Genomic DNA, 20284 nt, shown 5'->3' with positions numbered 1-20284 from the left:
CCTACAGGTTGCCGCGCTTGGCCTGCTCGCGCTCGATCGCCTCGAACAGGGCCTTGAAGTTGCCCTTGCCGAAGCCCATGGAGCCGTGGCGCTCGATCATCTCGAAGAAGACGGTCGGACGGTCCTGGACCGGCTTGGTGAAGATCTGCAGCAGGTAGCCGTCCTCGTCGCGGTCGACGAGGATCTTCAGCTCGCGCAGCGTCTCCACCGGCACGCGGGTCTCGCCCGCCCACTCGCCGAGGGTGTCGTAGTACGAGTCGGGGGTGTCCAGGAACTGCACGCCGGCGGCGCGCATCTGGCGGACGGTGTGCACGATGTCGTTGGTGTTCAGCGCGATGTGCTGGACGCCGGCGCCGCCGTAGAACTCCAGGTACTCGTCGATCTGGGACTTCTTCTTGGCGACGGCGGGCTCGTTGATCGGGAACTTGACCTTGAGCGTGCCGTCGGCCACGACCTTCGACATCAGGGCGCTGTACTCGGTCGCGATGTCGTCGCCCACGAACTCCTTCATGTTCGTGAAGCCCATGACCTTGTTGTAGAACTCGACCCACTCGTTCATCCGGCCGAGCTCGACGTTGCCGACGCAGTGGTCGACGGCCTGGAAGGACCGCTTGGCCGGCGGCTCGACGATCGGGTCGGCGGAGACGTAGCCGGGCAGGTAGGGGCCGTCGTAGCCGCCGCGCTCCACCAGGGTGTGACGGGTCTGGCCGTAGGTGGCGACGGCGGCCAGCACGACGGTGCCGTGCTCGTCCTTCAGCTCGTACGGCTCGGCGACGGAGGTGGCGCCGTGCTCGATGGCGTACGCGTACGCGGCGCGGGCGTCCGGCACCTCGATGGCGAGGTCGATCACGCCGTCGCCGTGCGCGGCCACGTGGTCCTCGAGGAAGGCGCCCCACTCGGTGGACCGCTTGATCACCGAGGTGAACACGAAGCGGGCCGAGCCGCTCTCCAGCACGTAGGAGGCGGTCTCGCGGCTGCCGTTCTCCGGTCCGGAGTAGGCGACGAGCTGCATGCCGAAGGCGGTGGAGTAGTAGTGCGCCGCCTGCTTGGCGTTGCCCACGGCGAAGACGACCGCGTCCATTCCCTTGACCGGGAAGGGGTCTGCCTGCCGTGCGGTGTCGGGAGCGGTGTGTGTGGTCTGCGTCATAGGGGCAGGGTGGAACAGCCCTGCAAGGTGCGCAATAGTTCGGCCGTTCACTGGGCAACCTGCCCAGCGGAACGCCCGTAGCTGCGGGCTTTCTGTACAGGATGACCACTGGGGAGAGCGGTATGGCGATCGATCATCTGGACGGGCGGATCATCCTGCTGCTGGCGCGTGAGCCGCGGATCGGGGTGCTGGAGATGTCCCGCCGGCTGGGGGTGGCGCGCGGGACCGTGCAGGCCCGCCTGGACCGCCTTCAGTCGAACGGAGTCATCCGCGGATTCGGCCCCCAGGTGGATCCCGCGGCCCTCGGCTACCCGGTCACCGCGTTCGCCACCCTGCAGATCAGACAGGGTCAAGGCGCGGACGTACGGGCCCACTTGGCGACCGTGCCGGAGGTCCTGGAGCTGCACACCACCACCGGGACGGGGGACATGCTGTGCCGGCTCGTGGCTCGCTCGAACGCCGATCTTCAGCGGGTGATCGACCGCGTCGTCGGTTTTGATGGCATCGTCCGGGCGTCCACGGCGATCGTCATGGAGAACCCCGTTCCGCTGCGGATCATCCCGCTGGTGGAGCAGGCCGCGCTCGGCGAGTGACCGGACCTGGCCGAGCTGGGGGTGAGCGGATGTGAACTTCTGGGAGTACCTGGAGAGCCGGCACCAGCAACTGCTCGTCGACGCCTACCAGCACGCCAGCGTCGTCTTCCAGTGCATGGTGGTGGCCACCGCCCTCGGTGTGCTCATCGGGATCGTCACCTACCGCAGCGAGTGGGCGGGCAGCCTCGCCACCACCGTCACGGCGACCCTGCTGACCGTCCCGGCGCTCGCCATGATCGGCCTGCTCATCCCGATCGTGGGGCTGGGCGTGCCGCCGACCGTGATCGCGCTGACCCTGTACGGGCTGCTGCCCATCGTCCGGAACGCGATCGTCGGTCTGCGCGGGGTCGATCCGTCGCTGGTCGACGCGGCCACGGGCATCGGCATGTCCCGGCTGTCCCGGCTGGTGCGGGTGGAACTGCCGCTGGCGTGGCCGCCGATCCTCACCGGCATCCGCGTCTCCACGCAGATGCTGATGGGCATCGCGGCCATCGCCGCCTTCGCCTCCGGACCCGGCCTGGGCAACCTGATCTTCCGCGGGATCGCCTCCCTGGGCAGCAAGAACGCCCTGAACCAGGTGCTCGCGGGCACCCTCGGGATCGTCGTCCTCGCCCTGCTGTTCGACGCCGCGTACGTCCTGATCGGACGGCTGACCATCTCCAGGGGGATCCGTGCCTGAGCCGGAGACGACCGAGGCCGCTCCCCCGTCGTCCGGGGCGGCCATCGAGCTGGAGGGCCTCACCAAGCGCTACCCGGGCAGCGACCGGCCCGCCGTCGACAACGTCACCATGGAGATCGGGGCGGGCGAGACGGTGGTCCTCGTCGGCCCCTCCGGGTGCGGGAAGTCCACCACCCTGAAGATGATCAACCGGCTGATCGAGCCGACCGGCGGCCGGATCCGCATCGGCGGCGAGGACGTCACCGACATGGACCCGGTGAAGCTGCGCCGCACCATCGGCTACGCGATCCAGGCGAGCGGGCTGTTCCCGCACATGACCGTCGCGCAGAACATCGCCCTGGTGCCGAAGATGCTGCGCTGGCCGTCCGGGCGGGTGCGGGACCGGGTGGAGGAGATGCTGGACCTGGTCGGCCTGGACCCCGGCGAGTTCCGTGACCGCTATCCGCGCCAGCTCTCCGGCGGCCAGCAGCAGCGGGTGGGCGTGGCGCGGGCGCTGGCGGCGGACCCGCCGGTGCTGCTGATGGACGAGCCGTTCGGCGCGGTCGACCCGATCACCCGGGACCATCTCCAGGACGAGCTGATCCGGCTCCAGCGGGAACTGCACAAGACGATCGTGTTCGTCACCCACGACTTCGACGAGGCCATCAAGATCGGCGACCGGATCGCGGTGCTGCGCGAGCAGTCCCACATCGCGCAGTTCGACACCCCGGAGGCGATCCTCACCAACCCCGCCGACGACTTCGTGTCCGGCTTCGTCGGCGCGGGCGCGGCGCTGAAGCGGCTCAACCTCACCCGGGTCGGGGACGTGACGATCACCGACTACCCGACGGTGGGCGTCGACGACCCGCTCGACGAGATCTCCACCCGGCTGCGCTCCGCCGGCACGGACGAGGTGCTGGTGCTGGACAAGCGGGGCCGCCCCTACAAGTGGCTGCGGCGCGGCGACATCGTGCGCGCCCAGGGTTCGCTGGCCCGCGCGGGCGTCCTGGTGCACGACACGGTGACCCGGGACGCGACCCTGCGGGACGCGCTGGAGGCGGTCCTCACGGACAACACGGGCCGCGTCGCGGTGACCGGGCGGCGCGGCGCGTACGAGGGTGTCGTGGACGTGGAGACGCTGATGAACTCCGTGCACGAGCTGCTGGAGGCGGACCGCCTCGAGGCGCGGGAGTCGCAGGCGGGACTGGAGGAGCAGCGGTCCGCGCAGACGCACGCCGAGCAGGAGGGGGCGGACCCCTCGGGCGACCGCGGGGAGGCGCAGGCGTGAGGACCTCCGAGGGTCGGCGGCCCGAGGACGGGCCCGGAGTGCGTGAGGAGACGGGCCCCGACGGGGAGGAGGCCCCTCCCCCGGTCCGGCCCGCCGTGGCGCCCACGCGGGTCACCTGGCAGAAGCTGACGCTGCTGCCGCTGCTGCTGATCGCCGTGCTGCTGGCGACCTGGCTGTGGTTCGAGCAGGCCGACCTGGACGCCCTCACCCGCAACGCGCTGTCGGACGGGCGGGTGTCGAAGGCCCTGTGGCAGCACATCGAACTGACCCTGATCTCGACGTTCTTCGTGCTGATCATCGCCATCCCGCTGGGCATCCTGCTGACCCGGGGGCAGGCCGCGAGGGCCACCCCGGTCGTCATGACGCTCGCCAACATCGGCCAGGCCACCCCGGCGATCGGTCTGCTGGCGCTGCTGGTGATCTGGCTGGGCATCGGCCGCCGCGCGGCCCTGATCGGCATCATCGCGTACGCCGTGCTGCCGGTGCTGTCCAACACCATCGCCGGGCTGCGGGCCAACGACCCGGCGCTGCTGGAGGCGGCGCGCGGCATCGGCATGTCCCTGCTGGGCGTGCTCACGCGGGTGGAGCTGCCGCTCGCCGTGCCGCTGATCCTCGCGGGCGTGCGCACCGCGCTGGTGCTGAACGTCGGCACGGCGACGCTCGCCACGTTCGGCGGGGGCGGCGGGCTCGGCGTGCTGATCACCACCGGGATCACCAGCCAGCGCATGCCGGTGCTGGTGGTGGGGTCGGTGCTCACCGTCGCGCTGGCCCTGCTGGTGGACTGGCTGGCCTCGCTGGCGGAGCTGCTGCTGCGGCCGCGCGGGCTGGAGGCCGGGCCGTGAGCGGGCGTACGGGGGCACGGCCGGCCTTTGCGGCGGTGCTGCTGGCGGTGGTGTCGGGGTGCGGGCTGACCAGCGGGTCGCCGATGGTCGACGACGTGGAGCCGGGCACGATCGGACAGGGGAAGCCGCTGGAGGGCGCCGAACTCACCGTCACGTCCAAGGAGTTCACCGAGCAGCTGATCCTCGGCGCGATCATGGGCATCGCCTTCCAGGCGGCGGGCGCGGAGGTCGTGGACCGGACCGGCATCCAGGGCTCGGTCGGTTCGCGGGAGGCGGTCGTCAAGGGCGAGGCGGACGCCGGGTTCGAGTACACGGGCACGGCGTGGATCACGTACCAGGGCAACAGCAGGCCGATCCCCGACCCGCGCGAGCAGTGGCTGGCGGTGCGGGACGCGGACAGGAAGAACGGGGTGACCTGGCTGGAGCCGTCGGAGCTGAACAACACGTACGCCCTGGCCATGAACCAGGCCAACTACGAGCGGTACGGCACCCGCACCCTGTCGGAGGTGGCGGAGCTGTCGAAGACCGACCCGGGCGCGGTGACGCTGTGCGTGGAGGGCGAGTTCGCCAACCGCGCGGACGGGCTGCCCGGCATGGAGAAGGCGTACGGGATGAGCATTCCGGCGGGGAACATCACGCAGATGGACTCCGGGATCATCTACACGCAGACGGCCAAGGGCGCCTGCACCTACGGCGAGGTGTACACCACCGACGGGCGGATCAAGTCCATGAACCTGGTGGTGATGGAGGACGACAGGAAGTTCTTCCCCAACTACAACGCGGCCCCGACCGTGAACAGCGAGACGCTGGAGAAGTGGCCCGAGATCGCCGAGGTCCTCGCCCCGGTCACGGAGAAGCTGGACAACAACGTGGCGCAGACCCTGAACGCCCGGGTCGACGTCGACGGGGAGGACCCCCACCAGGTCGCGCTGGACTGGATGGTGGCGGAGGGGTTCGTGACGGAGAGGTAGCGGCGCGCCGGGTCAGCAGGCGGGGACCTTGCCGGTGCCCTTCTCCAGGGCGACGAGCGCGTCCACGGCGCCCTGGAGCGTGGTCACGGGGACCAGGCGCAGGCCCTTCGGCAGTTCGGCCTTGGCCTCGCCGCACTCGTCGCGCGGGACGAGGAAGACGGTGGCGCCGTCCCGCTTGGCGGCCTGCGTCTTCAGCGGCACGCCGCCGACCGCGCCGACCCGGCCCCCGGCGTCGATGGTGCCGGTGCCGGCCACGACCCTGCCGCCGGTGAGGTCGCCGCCGCTGCCGTCGCCGTCCAGCTTGTCGACGATGCCCAGGGAGAACAGCAGGCCGGCGCTCGGTCCGCCGACGTCGGCGAGCTTCAGGCCGACGTCGATGCCCTCGTTCTCCCGGCCCAGGTACTTCAGCGCGGCCCGGGTGGCCTCGTCCTGGGACTCCTTCATCTGCTTCCGGTTGTACTGCTCGATCTCCTGGACGTCGTCCCCGCTGGGGTAGACGGCGTCGCGGGGCATGACCGCCTCGTCGGTGCGGAACCAGCTGTCGATCACCTGCGTCAGATTGACGCGGGTGTCGGGCGAGGTCGCCTCGATCGTGGTCATCCGCAGCTGGCCCGTGGTCTTCCGTACGTCGGCGCCGGAGATGGTGATGACCTGCTGCCCCTTGTTCTCGCCGAGCACGTCGGCCGTCATCCCGGGCTGCGCCACGGAGAAGGGCAGCGGCGCGAGCACGGCGGTGGCCAGCAGCGCGGCGACCGGGGCGGCGCAGACGGCCAGGGCCTGGGGACGTGTGAGGCGAGTGAGCACGGGGCCAATCTAACGTGACGGACGGGGGGCCTGGCCGGGTGCCCGTCGGGCGGGCACGCGGGGTGGTCGCCGCCGGCCGGTGCGTGAGGCCGACGCGGGACGGCTGCGGCTTCCCGGGCCGTGCGGGGTGGTCGCCGCCGACCGACGCGTGCGGCCGGCGCGGGGCCTCCGCGGCTTCCCGGCCTGTGCGGGGCGGGACACCGCCCGATGCGTCAGGCCGACGCGGGACGACCGCGGCTTCCCGGCCCGTACGGGGCGGGCCACCGCCCACCGATGCGTGAAGCCGACGCGGGACGACCGCGGCTTCCCGGCCCGTACGGGGCGGGCCACCGCCCACCGATGCGTGAAGCCGACGCGGGACGACCGCGGCTCCCCGGGCCCGCGGGGCGGTCACCGCCCACCGATGCGTGAAGCCGACGCGGGACGACCGCGGCTTCCCGGCCCGTACGGGGCGGGCCACCGCCCACCGATGCGTGAAGCCGACGCGGGACGACCGCGGCTCCCCGGGCCCGCGGGGCGGTCACCGCCCACCGATGCGTGAGGCCGGCGCGGGACGACCGCGGCTCCCCGGCCCATACGGGGCGGGTCACCGCCCACCGATGCGTGAAGCCGGCGCGGGACGACCGCGGCTCCCCGGGCCCGCGGGGCGGTCACCGCCCACCGATGCGTGAAGCCGGCGCGGGACGACCGCGGCTCCCCGGCCCATACGGGGCGGGTCACCGCCCACCGATGCGTGAGGCCGACGCGGGACGACCGCGGCTTCCCGGACCGTGCGGGGCGGGCCACCGCCCACCGATGCGTGAAGCCGACGCGGGACGACCGCGGCTTCCCGGACCGTGCGGGGCGGGTCACCGCCCACCGATGCGTGAGGCCGACGCGGGGCCTCCGCGGCTTCCCGGGCCCGCGGGGCGGTCACCGCCCACCGATGCGTGAAGCCGACGCGGGACGACCGCGGCTTCCCGGCCGGAAGGCCGGTCATCCCCGCCTGGTGCGTGCGGTCGGCGCGGGGCTCGGCGGCCTCCCGCGCCGTACGGGGCGCGTCACCCCCCGCCCGATCCGCGCGCGCGGCTCAGCGCAATGCTTCCGCGACCTCCCGGGCCGCCTCCACCACGCGCTTGCCGACCCGTTCCGGTACGACGTCCGCCAGCATGACGACGCCCACGCTGCCCTCGACGCCCGTGACACCCACGAGCGGCGCGGCCGCCCCGCAGGCGCCGGTCTCCAGTTCGCCGTGGGTCAGGGTGTAGCCGGGGTCGCCGGGGGCCTTCCGCCGGGCGGCGAGTATCGCCTTGCCGGCCGCCCCGCGGTCCAGGGGGTGCCGGAAGCCCGCCCGGTACGCCACGTGGTAGTCGGTCCACGACGGCTCCACCACCGCCACCGCGAGCGCCTCCGCGCCGTCGACCAGGGTCAGGTGGGCGGTCGCGCCGATGTCCTCCGCGAGGGACCGCAGCGCCGGCATCGCCGCCTCCCGTACCAGCGGGTGGACCTGCCGTCCCAGACGCAGCACGCCGAGGCCGACCCGCGCCCGGCCGCCCAGGTCGCGGCGGACCAGCGCGTGCTGCTCGAGCGTGGCGAGCAACCGGTACACGACGGTCCGGTTGACGCCCAGTTTGTGGGAAAGCTCGGTGACGGTCAGCCCGTGGTCCGTGTCGGCGAGCAGTTTCAGGACCCGTAGGCCCCTGTCGAGCGTCTGAGAGGTCTCCGCGGTCACGACGCCCACTCCTTCAGTGGTGAGGTCGACGGCCCCCTCCCCGCATGTGCGTCACCGGTCCCGGCGGTCACGCGCTTCAGAGGGCCGCCGATCGGCCGGCGGCCCGGACCAGTCCCGGGCACAGTCGCTTCACGGCTGCGCTCCGCGGCGGCGCTGCCACGGGGCGTGTGCGTAGCGGGACAGTAGCGAGCCGGTCCGCTGAGCGGAAGGCTCCGTCCAGAATCCGGTCACCAGTTGAACAAACCGGTCACTTTTCTCCCGGTATGCACACAGGGGGACCGCTCCTGCCCACCTCACCGTCCACAGGAGACGCACAGGCGTCTCACCGCATGCGGGTGGCCCACTCCTGCACCTTGGCGATCCGCTGCCGCAGCTGTCCCGCCGTCGCCTCGGCGGAGGGCGGGCCGCCGCACACGCGGCGCAGCTCGGTGTGGATCACGCCGTGCGGCTTGCCGCTCTGGTGGACGTAGGCGCCGACGAGCGAGTTGAGCTTCTTGCGCAGCTCCATCATCTCCTTGTGGGAGACCACGGGCCGCCGCTCGGCGGGCAGTTCGAGCAGGTCGGCCTCCTCGGCCGGCTTCTTCTTGCTGTGCGCGATCTGCCGGGCCTGCCGCTTCTGCAGCAGCAGCTGCACCTGGTCGGGTTCGAGGAGTCCCGGGATACCCAGGTAGTCCTGCTCCTCCTCGCTGCCCGGGTGCGCCTGCATGCCGAACTCGGCGCCGTTGTACATCACCCGGTCGAAGACGGCGTCGGACTCCAGCGCCTCGAAGGGCAGCATGTCCTGCTCGCCGGTGTCCTCGTCCTGCTGCTTGTTCGCCTCGTCCATCTCCTTCTCGGACTCGGCGTACGGGTCCTCCTCGCCCTCCTTCTTGGGCTTGTCGAGGACGTGGTCGCGCTCGCGCTCCATCTCGTTGGCGAAGCCGAGCAGGTCGGGGACGGTCGGCAGGAACACGGACGCGGTCTCGCCGCGCCGCCGGGACCGCACGAAACGGCCGACGGCCTGGGCGAAGAACAGGGGCGTGGAGATCGTGGTGGCGTAGACGCCGACCGCGAGGCGCGGGACGTCGACACCCTCGGACACCATGCGGACGGCCACCATCCAGCGGTCGTCGCTCGCGCTGAACTCGTCGATCCGTTTGGACGCGCCGGCATCGTCGGAGAGGACGAGGGTGGCCTTGTGTCCGGTGATGTCACGGATCAGCTTGGCGTAGGCGCGGGCGGACTCCTGGTCGGAGGCGATGACCAGGGCGCCGGCGTCCGGGATGGCCTTCCTGACCTCGGTGAGCCGCTGGTCGGCGGCGCGGAGCACGGACGGCATCCACTCGCCGCGCGGGTCGAGGGCGGTGCGCCAGGCCTGGCTGATCGCGTCCTTCGTCATGGGCTCGCCGAGCCGGGCGGCGATCTCGTCGCCGGCCTTGGTGCGCCAGCGCATGTTGCCGCTGTACGACATGAAGATCACCGGCCGGACGACGCCGTCGGCGAGGGCGGAACCGTACCCGTAGGTGTAGTCGGCGGACGACCGGCGGATCCCGTCGTCGCCCTCCTCGTACGTCACGAACGGGATGGGGTTGGTGTCCGAGCGGAACGGCGTACCGGTCAGCGCGAGGCGGCGGGTGGCCGGCTCGAACGCCTCCAGGCAGGCCTCGCCCCACGACTTGGAGTCGCCGGCGTGGTGGATCTCGTCGAGGATCACGAGCGTCTTGCGCTGCTCGACACGGTTGCGGTGCAGCATGGGGCGCACGCCGACACCGGCGTACGTGACGGCGACGCCGTCGTACTCCTTGCCGAGCGGACCCGCGCTGTACTCCGGGTCGAGCTTGATGCCTATCCGGGCGGCGGCCTCCGCCCATTGCTTCTTCAGATGCTCGGTGGGCGCGACGACGGTCACCTGCTGCACGACGTGGTGGTGCAGCAGCCAGGACGCGAGCGTCAGCGCGAACGTGGTCTTGCCGGCGCCGGGGGTGGCGACCGCGAGGAAGTCACGGGGCTGAGCCTGGAGGTACTTGTCCATCGCCCCTTGCTGCCAGGCGCGCAGCTTGCCGGCGGTGCCCCAGGGGGCACGTCCGGGGAAGGCCGGGGACAGGTGGTGCGAGGCGGTGCCGGCGGTGGTAGTCACGATCTCCGGGAGGGTGGTTCGGGCGGCTCTGGTGCGTGGGACGACCGGGCCACCCTACCGATGGCCTGGTGGCGGCAACGCCGGTACGGGGCCGCGTCGCCCGGGGGTGGGACCCACGTCACAGTCAACGCGCGAAGCGCGGCAACTGGGCTGCGATCTTGGGCACGTCCAGCTCGCCCTGGCACACGTCCAGCACAAAGCGCTCGGCCTCGTCCACGTCGAACTGCGGGTCGAGCGGATGCCCGTTCATGTGCAGAAAGACCCAGGTCGCATACCAGGCGAGACGCTTGTTCCCGTCGACGAGCGCATGGTTACGCGCGAGGGACTCCATCAGGGCCGCGGCCTTCTGCCACACGTCGGGATAGGCATCCTGGCCGAACACGCTCGACTGCGGGCGCGCCAGCGCAGAGTCGAGCAGGCCGTAGTCGCGCACCGCGTCCTCCCCGAGCCGCTTCGCGAGAATCAGCAACTCGGGCAAGGTGAGGTAGTGCATCAGGCGAGCCTCCGGTTCAGCTCCGCACTCGCCTTCAGCACGTGGTCGGCCGCCTCGTTGAACAGCCGGGAATGTTCGTTTACGGCCGCCACCACCGCGTCGTGCGCGAAGGCCTGCATGCTGCGCCCCTCGGCAGCGGCGCGCTCGCGCAGGGCGTCGAGCTCTTCTTCGGTGAAACGCACGTTGAGTCCGGCCATACTTCGACGGTACTACGCGGTACCACCCGGTGTCACCTCGTGCCGTCCATGCCGTCCGGCACCGGGCGGAGGCGGGTGGCTATCCAGACGCCCACCAGGGCGACCGCCGCCATCGGCAGGAACACCGCGGCGAAGGCGGCCGGGTGGGACCCGGTGGCCTCCGTCGCCGCGTGGCTGACGGTGCCGCCGCCGAGGGCGGCGAAGGCGGCGCCGCCGATCGCCAGGAGGAGGACGTTGGAGAGGCCGTCGGAGATCTGGAGGGCGGCGGAGTTGGTGCCGGCCTCCTCCGGGGCGGAGAGGTGGAGCAGCAGGACGCTGGTGGAGGAGATCACCAGGCCCATGCCGAAACAGCCGAACGCCCAGGCGACCGCCAGCGTCCAGGCCGGCACGGAGTCGATCAGCACGCTCGGCGCGGCGGCGATCGCGAACGCGACCAGCAGCATCCCGACGGTCATCAGCCGCTCCCGGTGCGGCTCCAGGCGGGGCCGGGACTGCACCCAGGAACCCAGCGCCCAGGTGCCGCCGCCCGCCGCGAGGGAGAAGCCGGCGAGCGTCGGGCTGAGCCCCCGCTGGGTCACCAGCATCAGCGGCACGAAGGACTCCGCCGCGATGAACGACCCGGCGGCGACACCGCGCAGCAGCACCACGGAGGGCAGGCCGCGGGCCGCCCGGTACGTGCCGCGCGGGAGCAGGCCGAGCACGGCCGGGACCAGCAGCGCCACGCCCAGGGCGCCCGGCAGCAGGGACAGCCAGCGCAGGTCCTGCGCGGCGTACTGGAGGAGGCCCGCGCCGAAGGAGATCGCCAGCGCCAGCCGGATACGGCGGCGGTCGAAGGAGGCCGGGGCCTCTGAGGCGTCACCGACCGGGCCGGAGGCGAGCCGCCGGATCTGGGGCAGGGCCAGCGCCACCGGGAGCACCACGATCACCGGGATGCCGAGGAAGACCCAGCGCCAGCCGATGTGCTCGGTCACCGCGCCGGAGGCGAGCGGGCCGACGATCGACGGGACGACCCACGCGGCCGCGAACGCCGCCATGATGGCCGGGCGCAGCCGCTCGGGATAGGCGCGGCCGACGACGACGTACAGGGCGACGATCACCAGGCCGCCGCCGAGGCCCTGGACGGCGCGGCCCAGGATGAACAGCCACATCGTGCCCGCGGTGCCGCCGATCAGCAGACCGGCCGCGAAGGAGGCGATGCCCCAGGTGAGCGGGGCGAGCGGGCCGCGCCGGTCGGACCACTGGCCGGACAGCACCATGCCGAAGAGGCTGGTGGTGAAGTACCCGGAGAACGCGAACGCGTACAGGGAGACGCCGTTCAGCTCGCGCGCCGCGACGGGCATCGCCGTGCCCACCGCGGTCGCCTCGAAGGCGATCAGCAGCACGACGGAGACGACCCCGATGCTCAGCGCCCGGTACCGGCGGCTGAGGACGGTGTCGTCGGGGACGACGGCCGGGGCGGGCGCGCCGGCGGGCTCGGCGACACCCGTGTCGCGGGGGTTCGGGGCGGTCATGACCGCCAGGGTAAGGGCCACGGCCCTGTTTGACCCCTGTCGGGGGTCGGGGCCGGCACCGGGACCTTGGTCGTAGGACCCGGGGCACCCGGGGGCCTTTCCCTTTGTGAACGGCGCATGGCAGTCGCGTTGCACGCCCCGGTGCCCCCTTGAGCCCCGCGAGCGGACCACCGTACGGTCGAAGTACCGGTCAGGGAGAGGCGCCGTTCGGCACCTCGCCCCACCGACACGGCCGTGTGCCCGAGTGGTTCAGGGACTCGCCTGCAAAGCGAGTTACGCGGGTTCGATTCCCGCCACGGCCTCCGAGAAAGGGCGGACACCCCACACTCTCCGGGGGTGCCCGCCCCTTTCGACATGCGCCCGCGCCCGCGTGCCCGAGTGGTTCAGGGACTCGCCTGCACTGCACCCATCAGCGAGCTCCGCTCGCGGAGAGTTACGCGGGTTCGATTCCCGCCACGGCCTCCGAGAAAGGGCGGACACCCCACACTCTCCGGGAGTGCCCGCCCCTTTCGACATGCGCCCGCGCCCGCGTGCCCGAGTGGTTCAGGGACTCGCCTGCACTGCACCCATCAGCGAGCTCCGCTCGCGGAGAGTTACGCGGGTTCCATCCCCGCCACGGCCACCGAGAAAGGGGAGACACCCCACACTCTCCGGGAGTGCCCGCCCCTTTCGACATGCGCCCGCGCCCGCGTGCCCGAGTGGTTCAGGGACTCGCCTGCACTGCACCCATCAGCGAGCTCCGCTCGCGGAGAGTTACGCGGGTTCGATCCCCGCCACGGCCACCGAGAAAGGGCGGACACCCCACACTCTCCGGGGGTGCCCGCCCCTTTCGACATGCGCCCGCGCCCGCGTGCCCGAGTGGTTCAGGGACTCGCCTGCACTGCACCCATCAGCGAGCTCCGCTCGCGGAGAGTTACGCGGGTTCCATCCCCGCCACGGCCACCGAGAAAGGGCGGACACCCCACACTCTCCGGGGGTGCCCGCCCCTTTCGGCGTGCGCGTCGGAGCACCGATCCGCCGCGCTCCAGGGACGCCCCGCGTCAGAAGCGGCCCGCCCCCGTCGGGGCGACCCGCCTCAGAGAACCCCGCCCGCCTCGTCCTGGAAGAGCCGCGTCCAGTAGTGCCAGTCCGTGTCCTCCGTCGTGCCCGTGGGGTCGACCGAGGCGAGGACCTGGATCATCGTCAGGGCGAGCTGGTCGTAGGCGTCGCTCGTGAGGGCGTGGCCGGAGGCCTCGTCGAGGGTGCGCTCGCGGTGCAGGAGCCAGAGGGTGAACGCCAGCGTGGAGATGTCCGTGTTCAGCGGGCGCAGCGCGCCGTCCGACTCGCTCCAGCTCAGCACCGCCCCCGTCGCCCCGTCGACGACCAGGCTGTGGTCGTCGATCAGGTGCCCGACGCGTATCAGCCGGTCGGCGTGGGCCGGGAGGAGACCCGGCGGGAAGCCGCTGCCGCAGTCGTCCGCCGCGTACTCCGTGAGCGTGCGCAGCGGCTGGTCCGTGTCCAGGGAGAACAGGAAGCCGTCCTCGGGCAGGCCCGTCTCGCGCAGGAAGCGGCGGGTCGGCTCGTGCGTGAGCGTCGCGGGGAAGTCGACCTCCTCGAAGCGGACCACGCCGCCCCGGCCGAACTCCTCGTCCAGCAGGCGCAGCGGGAGGTCCAGGGCGAGGCCCGACGCCGTGCCGGGGCCGGCGACCAGGGCGAGGGGGCGGATCAGCGCCGCCATCCGCCAGAACGGCGCGGGCTCGCCGTCCGCGCCCTCCTCGAACACCGCGAGCAGTTGCCGCGAGGCCTCGGCGACCGCCTTCGTGCCGTACCGCCCGGCGTAGGCGGCGAACTGGCCGCGCAGTCCCGCCAGTTCGTCCGTGGCCGCGGCGAAGCGGACGAACGTCGGCAGGGACGGGGCGAGCGGGCGGCAGTCCATGAGGTCGGGCCGGTCCTGGACGTACGCGCTGGAGACCTCGCCGGTCGCGCCGTCGAGCAGCACGGACTCCGGCTCCAGGCCCGCCGGGACGGCGAACGCGCCGATGACGAGCCGGTCGCGCAGGGGCGGCGACAGCCGGTCGGCGGCGCCGGTCACCTCGGCGACCGTGTTCGGGCCGCCGGGGCGGGCCGCCTCCGCGAAGCTGAACAGGCCGTTGCCGCACGGCAGTCCGGGTCCGGTCAGCCAGCTCCGCGTCGACGCATGCGTGACCTGGGGACCGAGGTCGTGCTCGGTGAGTGTGATCGCCCTCGCGACAACGGTGTCGGTCGTGCTCATGATTCCCCCGCGATACGTGTGCTCGGTCCCGGGCCCGCGAACGTCCCGCCCCGGGCAGGACGGCCCGCGCCCTGCCGGGCCCACGGCCGTCCCCCACTGCTCCGAAGAGTACGCGGCGCCACTGACAACGCACCGGAAACGGGGAGCGCGGCCGGCGCCCTGTACATCAAGACGCGCGGAAGGCCCCGAGCGTTGCGCCGACGGCCCGACCGGCCCGGCGGAATCGCTCAGTTGGAGGTCACCACGGCGGCCTGCGGGCGGATCGGCAGCCGGTTGACCGGGCGGCCGGTGGCGGCGCGCACGGCGGAGGCGATCGCGGCCGGCGAGGCCACCACCGGCGCCGCGCTGACGGCCTTCGCGCCGAACGGCGCGACCACGTCACGCTCCTCGACGAGCTTCACGATCCGGATGTCGGGCGCGTCCAGCGCGGTCGGCAGGGCGTACCCGGTGAGGTCGGGGTGGCGGATCAGGCCGCGCGGGGTGCGCAGGTTCTCGGTGAGCGCGGCGCCCAGGCCCTGGGTGACGCCCGCCTCGATGCGCGCGGCGAGCTGCGCCGGGTTGAGCACCCGGCCCACGTCCTGCGCGACGGCGAGCTCCACGACCCGGACCGAGCCCAGTTCGATGTCGACGTCCACGACGGCGCGGATCGCGCAGAAGGCCATGCCGACGAAGGCGTCGCCCTGCCCGGTGTCGTCCAGCGGCTCGGTGGGGTGCGGCCGGCACTGCGCGGTCGCCCACAGCTCCTTGCCGTCCATGGCCTCGGTGACGGTCGTGGACAGCACTCCGTCGTACGAGGTGATCTTGCCGTCGGTGATCTGGAGCAGCTCGGTGGACATGCCGAACTTGTGCGCCAGCGGCTGGAGGAGCTGGGTGCGGACCATCTTGGCCGCGCGCTCCACGGCCCCGCCCGACACCCAGGTGTGGCGTCCGCGGCAGCCCGCCCCGGCCGGGGGCTGGTCGGTGTCGACGGGCACCACGTGCACCTCGTCGATGCCGAGGGTCTCCTGCACGATCTGCCGGGCCAGCGTGGAGAAGCCCTGTCCGGTCTCGACGGCCGCGCACAGCACGGTCGCCACGCCGTTCTGGACGCGCACGGTGGCCGTGGACACCTCGTCGGCGCCCTCGGCGCCCAGCATGTGCACCATGCCCAGGCCGTAGCCCACGCCCCGGCGCACCGCGGCCGGTTCGCCCGCGCCCTCGGGGCCGCCGGGCAGCAGCCACTCGTCCTCGGGGGTGTCCTTGGGCAGCGGCGGCAGCGGGAAGTCCCGTACGGCTTCGAGCAGTTCGGCGACGGGGGCGGGGCAGGTGACGGTCTGGCCGGTGGGCAGCACGTCGCCGGTGGCCATCACGTTCCGCAGCCGCACCTCGGCCGGGTCGAGGCCGAGCTTCTTGGCGAGCTTGTCCATCTGCGCCTCGTACGCGGCGCACACCTGCATCGCGCCCTCGCCGCGCACATGGCCGGAGGGCGGGTTGTTGGTGCGCACGGCCCAGCCCTCGATGAAGGCGTTGGGCACGACGTACGGGCCGCAGGCGAAGGCGACGGCGGCGGCCAGGGCGTCGGAGGAGGTGCCGGCGTAGGCGCCCGCGTCGAGCAGGATCTGCGCCTCGACCTTGACCAGTTTGCCCTCGGCGTCGGCGTGGTGGCGGTAGCGCAGCAGGGTGGGGTGGCGGTGGGTGTGGCCGAGGAAGGACTCCTCGCGCGTGGCGGCGAGCTTCACCGGGCAGCCGGTCTTCAGCGCGAGCAGCCCGAGGGGGAGCTGAAAGCTCTGGTCCTCGCGGTCGGCGGTGGCGCCGGGCACACCGGTGACGACGATCTTGACCTGGTCCTGCTGGAGGCCGAACGCGGCGGCGGCGGTGTCCCGGTCGCCGTGCGGGTCGGTGGACGCCAGGTACAGTTCGACGCCGCCGTCCGGGCGGGGCACGGCGAGCCCGGCCTCGGCCCCTATGGGGGCGGGGTCCTGGCGGCCGATGCGGTACAGGCCCTCGACGACGACCTCGCCGACCGCGTCCGCGTCGCCGTGGCGCAGCGGGATGTGCCGGACCAGGTTGCCGTCGGGGTGCAGCGGTTCGGCCTCGAAGGCCTGCTCGGGGTCGGTCACCGGGTCGAGCACCTCGTACTCGACGATGACCGCGGCGGCGGCCATGCGCGCGGTGTCCGGGTGGTCGGCGGCGACGGCGGCCAGCGGCTCGCCGTGGTGGCGTACGACCTCGGAGGCGAAGACGGGGCGGTCGGCCGTGCCGCGGCCGAGCACCGGGGTGCCGGGGACGTCCTCGTGGGTGACGACCGCGCGGACGCCGGGCATCTCGCGCGCGTGCGTGGTGTCGATCGACTTGATGCGCGCGTGCGGGTGCGGGGAGCGCAGCACGGCGGCCCACAGCAGGCCCTCGGCCCAGAGGTCGGCGGCGTACGGGAAGGTGCCCTCGGTCTTGGCGCGCGCGTCGGCGGCCGGGAGGGAGGCGCCGAGTCCGCGGCGCGGGCCGGTCTCCTCCTCGGTGGCCGCGTCGGCGGTCTGCACGGTGGCTGCTTCGTTGCTCACGCCTGGCCTCCGTCCTGGCCGTAGGGCTGGTCCTGCGGGGCGACGCCGAACGCCGAGGGGTTGACCCCGCCGGCGCCGGGGCCCGCCTGGTGCGGGATGCGGGGGGTGCCGTCGTCGTCCGCGGCGGCCTCGGCCTCGGCGTGCGCCTCGCGTTCGGCGACGACCTCCTGCACGGCGTTCACCACGCCCCGGTAGCCGGAGCAGCGGCACAGGTTGCCGCAGAGGGCCTGGCGGGTCTCCAGATCGGTCGGGGCCGGGTTGCCCTCCAGCAGGTCGTGCACGGTCATCGCCATGCCGGGCACGCAGAAGCCGCACTGCACGGCGCCGCAGCGGGCGAGGGCGCGCTGCACGTCGGAGGGGCGGCCGTCCTGGGCCAGTCCCTCGACGGTGCGGACCTCGCTGCCGGCCGCGGTGACGGCGGGGACCAGGCAGGACGCGACGAGCCGGCCGTCCACCTGGACGTTGCACGCGCCGCACTCGCCCTGCGAGCAGCCGTCCTTGGCGCCGGCGAGACCGAGGCGCTCGCGCAGCACGTAGAGCAGGGACTCGCCGATCCACGCGTCGCTGACGGGCCGGTCGGTGCCGTTGACGCGGAGCACGTAGGAGGCGAGGGGGTGGTCGTCGTGGTGGGCCACGAGGACGTCGGGGGCGGGGGTGTCCTCTTCGTCGGAGGCCTCCGGGGCGTCCGGACCCTCGGCGTCGGGGGTCTCGCCGTCGGCGGAGGGCTCCGCAGCGCCCTCCAGGGCCTCCGAGGGCCCTTCGGGGGCCTCGGCGGCCTCCTGGGCGTCCTCGGGGTGCCCAGGGTCGCCGTCGGCCTCGGACGCGGGTTCCTCGGCCTCCGGGGGGGACTGGGGGGACTGCGGGGCCTGAGGGTGGTCATGGGCACCGTCGGCCCCCGCGTCACCCTCGGCGGGCTCCTCCGACTGCCACTGCTGCTCAGGGCGTTCCTCGGCGGGCTCCTCCGACTGCCACTGCTGCTCGGGGTGTTCCTCGGCGGGCTCCTCCGACTGCCACTGCTGCTCGGGGTGTTCCTCGGCGGGCTCCTCCGACTGCCACTGCTGCTCGGGGCGTTCCTCGGCGGGCTCCTCCGACTGCCACTGCTGCTCGGGGCGTTCCTCGGCGGGCTCCTCCGACTGCCACTGCTGCTCGGGGTGTTCCTCGGCGGGCAGCGGCTGGGAGGCCTGCGGGGCGTCGTGCGACGCGGAGGCGTCCTCGGCGGGGCGCGCCTGCTCCGGGGAGGCGCCGGGCGCGCCCGGGTACGCGGGCGGGCCGCCGTGCTGCCGGGCGGAGGAGTCCTGGGCGTCCTGGGCGGGGCCGTGGTCGCCGCCCTGAGTGCCCTGGCCGTCGTAGGCGCCGGGCTGCGGCCCGTACGGATCGCCCTGCTGCTGGTGCTCCTGCGGCACGCCGGGTACGCCGGGGCCCCAGGGCGTGCCGATGGACTGCGACTCGGCCCAGGGCGCCGCGGCGCCGCCCGGGAGGGTCGCCGGCGGGGTGCCGCCCCACTGCTCGACCAGGGAGGACGTGGTGAACTCGCCGGACTCGTCCGGCAGGTCGCCGCCGGCCACGGGGATCGACCACTGCCCGGTGACGTCCTGCCCCGGCGCCTGTCCGTGCCCCTGGTGCTGCCCCTGATGCTGGCCCTGCGGGTGCTGCCGGCCCTGCGGGTGCTGCCGGCCCTGCGGGTGCTGCTGCTGCGCCTGCGCGTTCGGGTCGTAGGCCCACTGCCCGCTCGCGCCCGGGTCGTAGCCGTACGGGTCGCCGGCCGCCGCGTCGCCCTCCGCGGCGCCCGGGTCGTGCCACTGGGCGCCGTCGACGGGGGCGCCCGGCGTGGCCCAGCTGCCGGTGGCCGCCGGGTCCGTGCCCGCGGTGGTGGCAGGCGTGACGGTGATCTGCGGCGGGACGTAGCCGTGGCCGGGGGCGGCCAGCGGGCTCTCCATGGCGTCCAGCAGGGCGTCTATGCCGCCCTCCGGGAGGTTCACGAAGGCCGTGGCGCCGTCGTCGTAGTCGCCCTGCGGCAGCGGGTCCCAGCGGCTGCCGCCCGGAGGCGTGCCGCCCTGTCCGTGCTGGTCGTCGGTCACGACAACGCCCTCCCCAGTGCTCGTCGGGCCAGCGCGGCGACGGTGCGCCGCAGGTGCAGTACCGCGGGCGGCAGCGGCGGGACGGTGCCGTCCTCGCCGCGCGCGGCGTCGGGGATGCAGGCCGCGGCGACGTACTCCCCGAAGGCGCTGAGCGCCTCAGGGACGATCGCGCGGTTGTTGTCCCAGTCGATGAGCTGCGCGACCCACTGCTCGGCCTCCAGGGGCCGCAGCGGCATCGGCGCGATGGCGCCCACGGCGCAGCGCACCCCGCGCCGGGCGGGGTCGAGCACCAGGGCGACGGAGGCGACGGCGCGGCCGGGTCCGGTGCGGCCGGTCGCCTTCAGGAAGACCTGGGGGGCGTGCAGCAGCGGCACGCGCACGTAGCCGATGAGCTCACCGGGGCGCAGCACGTCCATGCCGGCCAGCAGGTGCGACACCGGGACCTCGCGGCGGGCGCCGCCCGGGCCCGCGACGATCAGCGTCGCCTCCAGGGCGGCCAGCACGGGCAGGGCGTCCCCGGTGGGGGCGGCGGAGGCGATGTTGCCGCCGAGGGTGCCGGCGTTGCGGATGTGCGGGGGTCCGGCGGCGCGCGCGGCGGCGGCGAGCGCCGGGATGAGCGCGGCGAAGTCGGGGCGCCCCATGCGCGCGTGCGTGAGTCCGGCGCCGAGCAGCGCGTGTCCGTCCAGGTACTGCCAGCCGCGGATCTCGCTGATCTTGCCGAGGCCGACCAGCGCGGCGGGCCTGAGCTGCCCGGAGTTGACGGCGGCCATCAGGTCGGTGCCGCCCGCGACGGGCACGGCGGCGGGCATGGCGGTGAGCGCCGCCACGGCCTCGTCCAGCGTCGTGGGCAGCGTCACGGCCTGCGCCGCCTGCGGTGCGTGCGTGCTCAAAACCGGCTGCCCCTTCCCGCTGCCCCACCTGGTCCCACCCGTGCGCCGTACGGTACGTGCTGACAGGGCGGACGTGGCAACTCTGGCACATCTTGGCAGGTGCCGAAGACGGGGGTCCGCTAGGAGGCATTCGCCCGCCTGGGCCCGGACCTGGCCGAATCCGTCCCTGAATCGCCCCGGCGCCGCGGAATCACAGC

At 73.4% G+C, this 20284-nt stretch carries 16 protein-coding genes and 5 tRNA genes; 10 read left to right on the top strand and 11 right to left on the bottom strand.

The window, feature by feature from the left end:
• Position 1: 1 nt before the first annotated feature.
• Positions 2 to 1147, bottom strand: coding sequence for a 4-hydroxyphenylpyruvate dioxygenase (gene hppD, locus ACQY0Z_RS10975; RefSeq protein ID WP_254587756.1), 1146 nt, complete (start codon positions 1145 to 1147; stop codon positions 2 to 4).
• A gap of 122 nt (positions 1148 to 1269) precedes the next feature.
• On the opposite strand from hppD, the gene ACQY0Z_RS10970 reads away from it, so the two are divergent.
• From ACQY0Z_RS10970 to ACQY0Z_RS10950, 5 genes are all read left to right on the top strand, one after another.
• Positions 1270 to 1740 carry an Lrp/AsnC family transcriptional regulator gene (locus ACQY0Z_RS10970; RefSeq protein ID WP_006134418.1) on the top strand — a complete coding sequence of 157 codons (471 nt, stop codon included), beginning with the start codon at positions 1270 to 1272 and terminating at the stop codon, positions 1738 to 1740.
• A 31-nt stretch (positions 1741 to 1771) separates the two neighbouring features.
• On the top strand, positions 1772 to 2419 hold the full coding sequence (locus tag ACQY0Z_RS10965; protein ID WP_189897802.1) for an ABC transporter permease: 648 nt from the start codon (positions 1772 to 1774) through the stop codon (positions 2417 to 2419).
• The gene (locus ACQY0Z_RS10960; protein WP_439812178.1) at positions 2412 to 3686 is read left to right on the top strand and encodes a betaine/proline/choline family ABC transporter ATP-binding protein; all 1275 of its coding nucleotides are present in this window, start codon (positions 2412 to 2414) and stop codon (positions 3684 to 3686) included. Before ACQY0Z_RS10965 ends, ACQY0Z_RS10960 begins: the two co-directional genes overlap by 8 nt.
• A complete protein-coding gene (locus ACQY0Z_RS10955; RefSeq protein WP_189897798.1) occupies positions 3683 to 4528 on the top strand; it encodes an ABC transporter permease subunit in 846 nt (281 codons plus the stop codon). Before ACQY0Z_RS10960 ends, ACQY0Z_RS10955 begins: the two co-directional genes overlap by 4 nt.
• Before the next feature lie 83 nt (positions 4529 to 4611).
• On the top strand, positions 4612 to 5499 hold the full coding sequence (locus tag ACQY0Z_RS10950; RefSeq protein WP_254587759.1) for a glycine betaine ABC transporter substrate-binding protein: 888 nt from the start codon (positions 4612 to 4614) through the stop codon (positions 5497 to 5499).
• A 12-nt stretch (positions 5500 to 5511) separates the two neighbouring features.
• Here the strand turns inward: ACQY0Z_RS10950 and ACQY0Z_RS10945 are convergent, their stop codons facing one another.
• From ACQY0Z_RS10945 to ACQY0Z_RS10920, 6 genes are all read right to left on the bottom strand, one after another.
• Positions 5512 to 6303, bottom strand: coding sequence for a S16 family serine protease (locus ACQY0Z_RS10945; RefSeq protein ID WP_439812177.1), 792 nt, complete (start codon positions 6301 to 6303; stop codon positions 5512 to 5514).
• A 1069-nt stretch (positions 6304 to 7372) separates the two neighbouring features.
• A complete protein-coding gene (locus tag ACQY0Z_RS10940) occupies positions 7373 to 8014 on the bottom strand; it encodes an IclR family transcriptional regulator (RefSeq protein ID WP_189897794.1) in 642 nt (213 codons plus the stop codon).
• 322 nt (positions 8015 to 8336) lie between these two features.
• Entirely contained in the window at positions 8337 to 10130 is a 1794-nt protein-coding gene (locus tag ACQY0Z_RS10935) for a DEAD/DEAH box helicase (protein ID WP_254587754.1), read from the bottom strand.
• Positions 10131 to 10254: 124 nt separating this feature from the next.
• Complete coding sequence (locus tag ACQY0Z_RS10930) at positions 10255 to 10623, bottom strand: type II toxin-antitoxin system death-on-curing family toxin (RefSeq protein ID WP_019525059.1); 369 nt, start codon at positions 10621 to 10623, stop codon at positions 10255 to 10257.
• The gene (locus ACQY0Z_RS10925) at positions 10623 to 10820 is read right to left on the bottom strand and encodes a hypothetical protein (RefSeq protein WP_254587753.1); all 198 of its coding nucleotides are present in this window, start codon (positions 10818 to 10820) and stop codon (positions 10623 to 10625) included. The genes ACQY0Z_RS10930 and ACQY0Z_RS10925 overlap by 1 nt, the downstream gene beginning before the upstream one ends.
• Before the next feature lie 32 nt (positions 10821 to 10852).
• Positions 10853 to 12331, bottom strand: a complete 1479-nt coding sequence (locus ACQY0Z_RS10920) for an MFS transporter (RefSeq protein WP_189897791.1) — start codon at positions 12329 to 12331, stop codon at positions 10853 to 10855.
• Between the two features lie 230 nt (positions 12332 to 12561).
• On the opposite strand from ACQY0Z_RS10920, the gene ACQY0Z_RS10915 reads away from it, so the two are divergent.
• From ACQY0Z_RS10915 to ACQY0Z_RS10895, 5 genes are all read left to right on the top strand, one after another.
• Positions 12562 to 12633: transfer RNA gene (locus ACQY0Z_RS10915), tRNA-Cys, on the top strand.
• A gap of 64 nt (positions 12634 to 12697) precedes the next feature.
• A tRNA-OTHER gene (locus tag ACQY0Z_RS10910) sits at positions 12698 to 12793 on the top strand.
• A gap of 64 nt (positions 12794 to 12857) precedes the next feature.
• Positions 12858 to 12953 (top strand) — tRNA-OTHER (locus ACQY0Z_RS10905).
• A 64-nt stretch (positions 12954 to 13017) separates the two neighbouring features.
• Positions 13018 to 13113: transfer RNA gene (locus tag ACQY0Z_RS10900), tRNA-OTHER, on the top strand.
• 64 nt (positions 13114 to 13177) lie between these two features.
• Positions 13178 to 13273: transfer RNA gene (locus ACQY0Z_RS10895), tRNA-OTHER, on the top strand.
• 133 nt (positions 13274 to 13406) lie between these two features.
• Here ACQY0Z_RS10895 and ACQY0Z_RS10890 read toward each other — a convergent pair.
• The 4 genes from ACQY0Z_RS10890 to ACQY0Z_RS10875 all read right to left on the bottom strand — a co-directional run bounded on the left by ACQY0Z_RS10890 (position 13407) and on the right by ACQY0Z_RS10875 (position 20087).
• Positions 13407 to 14582 carry an SUKH-4 family immunity protein gene (locus ACQY0Z_RS10890; protein ID WP_189897790.1) on the bottom strand — a complete coding sequence of 392 codons (1176 nt, stop codon included), beginning with the start codon at positions 14580 to 14582 and terminating at the stop codon, positions 13407 to 13409.
• Positions 14583 to 14809: 227 nt separating this feature from the next.
• Positions 14810 to 17119, bottom strand: a complete 2310-nt coding sequence (locus ACQY0Z_RS10885; protein ID WP_189897789.1) for a xanthine dehydrogenase family protein molybdopterin-binding subunit — start codon at positions 17117 to 17119, stop codon at positions 14810 to 14812.
• Positions 17116 to 19197: a 2Fe-2S iron-sulfur cluster-binding protein gene (locus ACQY0Z_RS10880; protein WP_439812176.1), complete on the bottom strand. Its 2082-nt coding sequence runs from the start codon at positions 19195 to 19197 to the stop codon at positions 17116 to 17118. Before ACQY0Z_RS10880 ends, ACQY0Z_RS10885 begins: the two co-directional genes overlap by 4 nt.
• The gene (locus ACQY0Z_RS10875; RefSeq protein ID WP_189897787.1) at positions 19194 to 20087 is read right to left on the bottom strand and encodes an FAD binding domain-containing protein; all 894 of its coding nucleotides are present in this window, start codon (positions 20085 to 20087) and stop codon (positions 19194 to 19196) included. The genes ACQY0Z_RS10880 and ACQY0Z_RS10875 overlap by 4 nt, the downstream gene beginning before the upstream one ends.
• Positions 20088 to 20284: the final 197 nt, after the last annotated feature.

Origin of the sequence: Streptomyces sp. P9-2 (genome assembly GCF_051903975.1) — a bacterium.
In the GTDB taxonomy this organism is placed as follows: domain Bacteria; phylum Actinomycetota; class Actinomycetes; order Streptomycetales; family Streptomycetaceae; genus Streptomyces; species Streptomyces cellulosae.
Note: the sequence above shows the minus strand (reverse complement) of the source record. Positions and strands in the feature narration are given on the sequence as shown.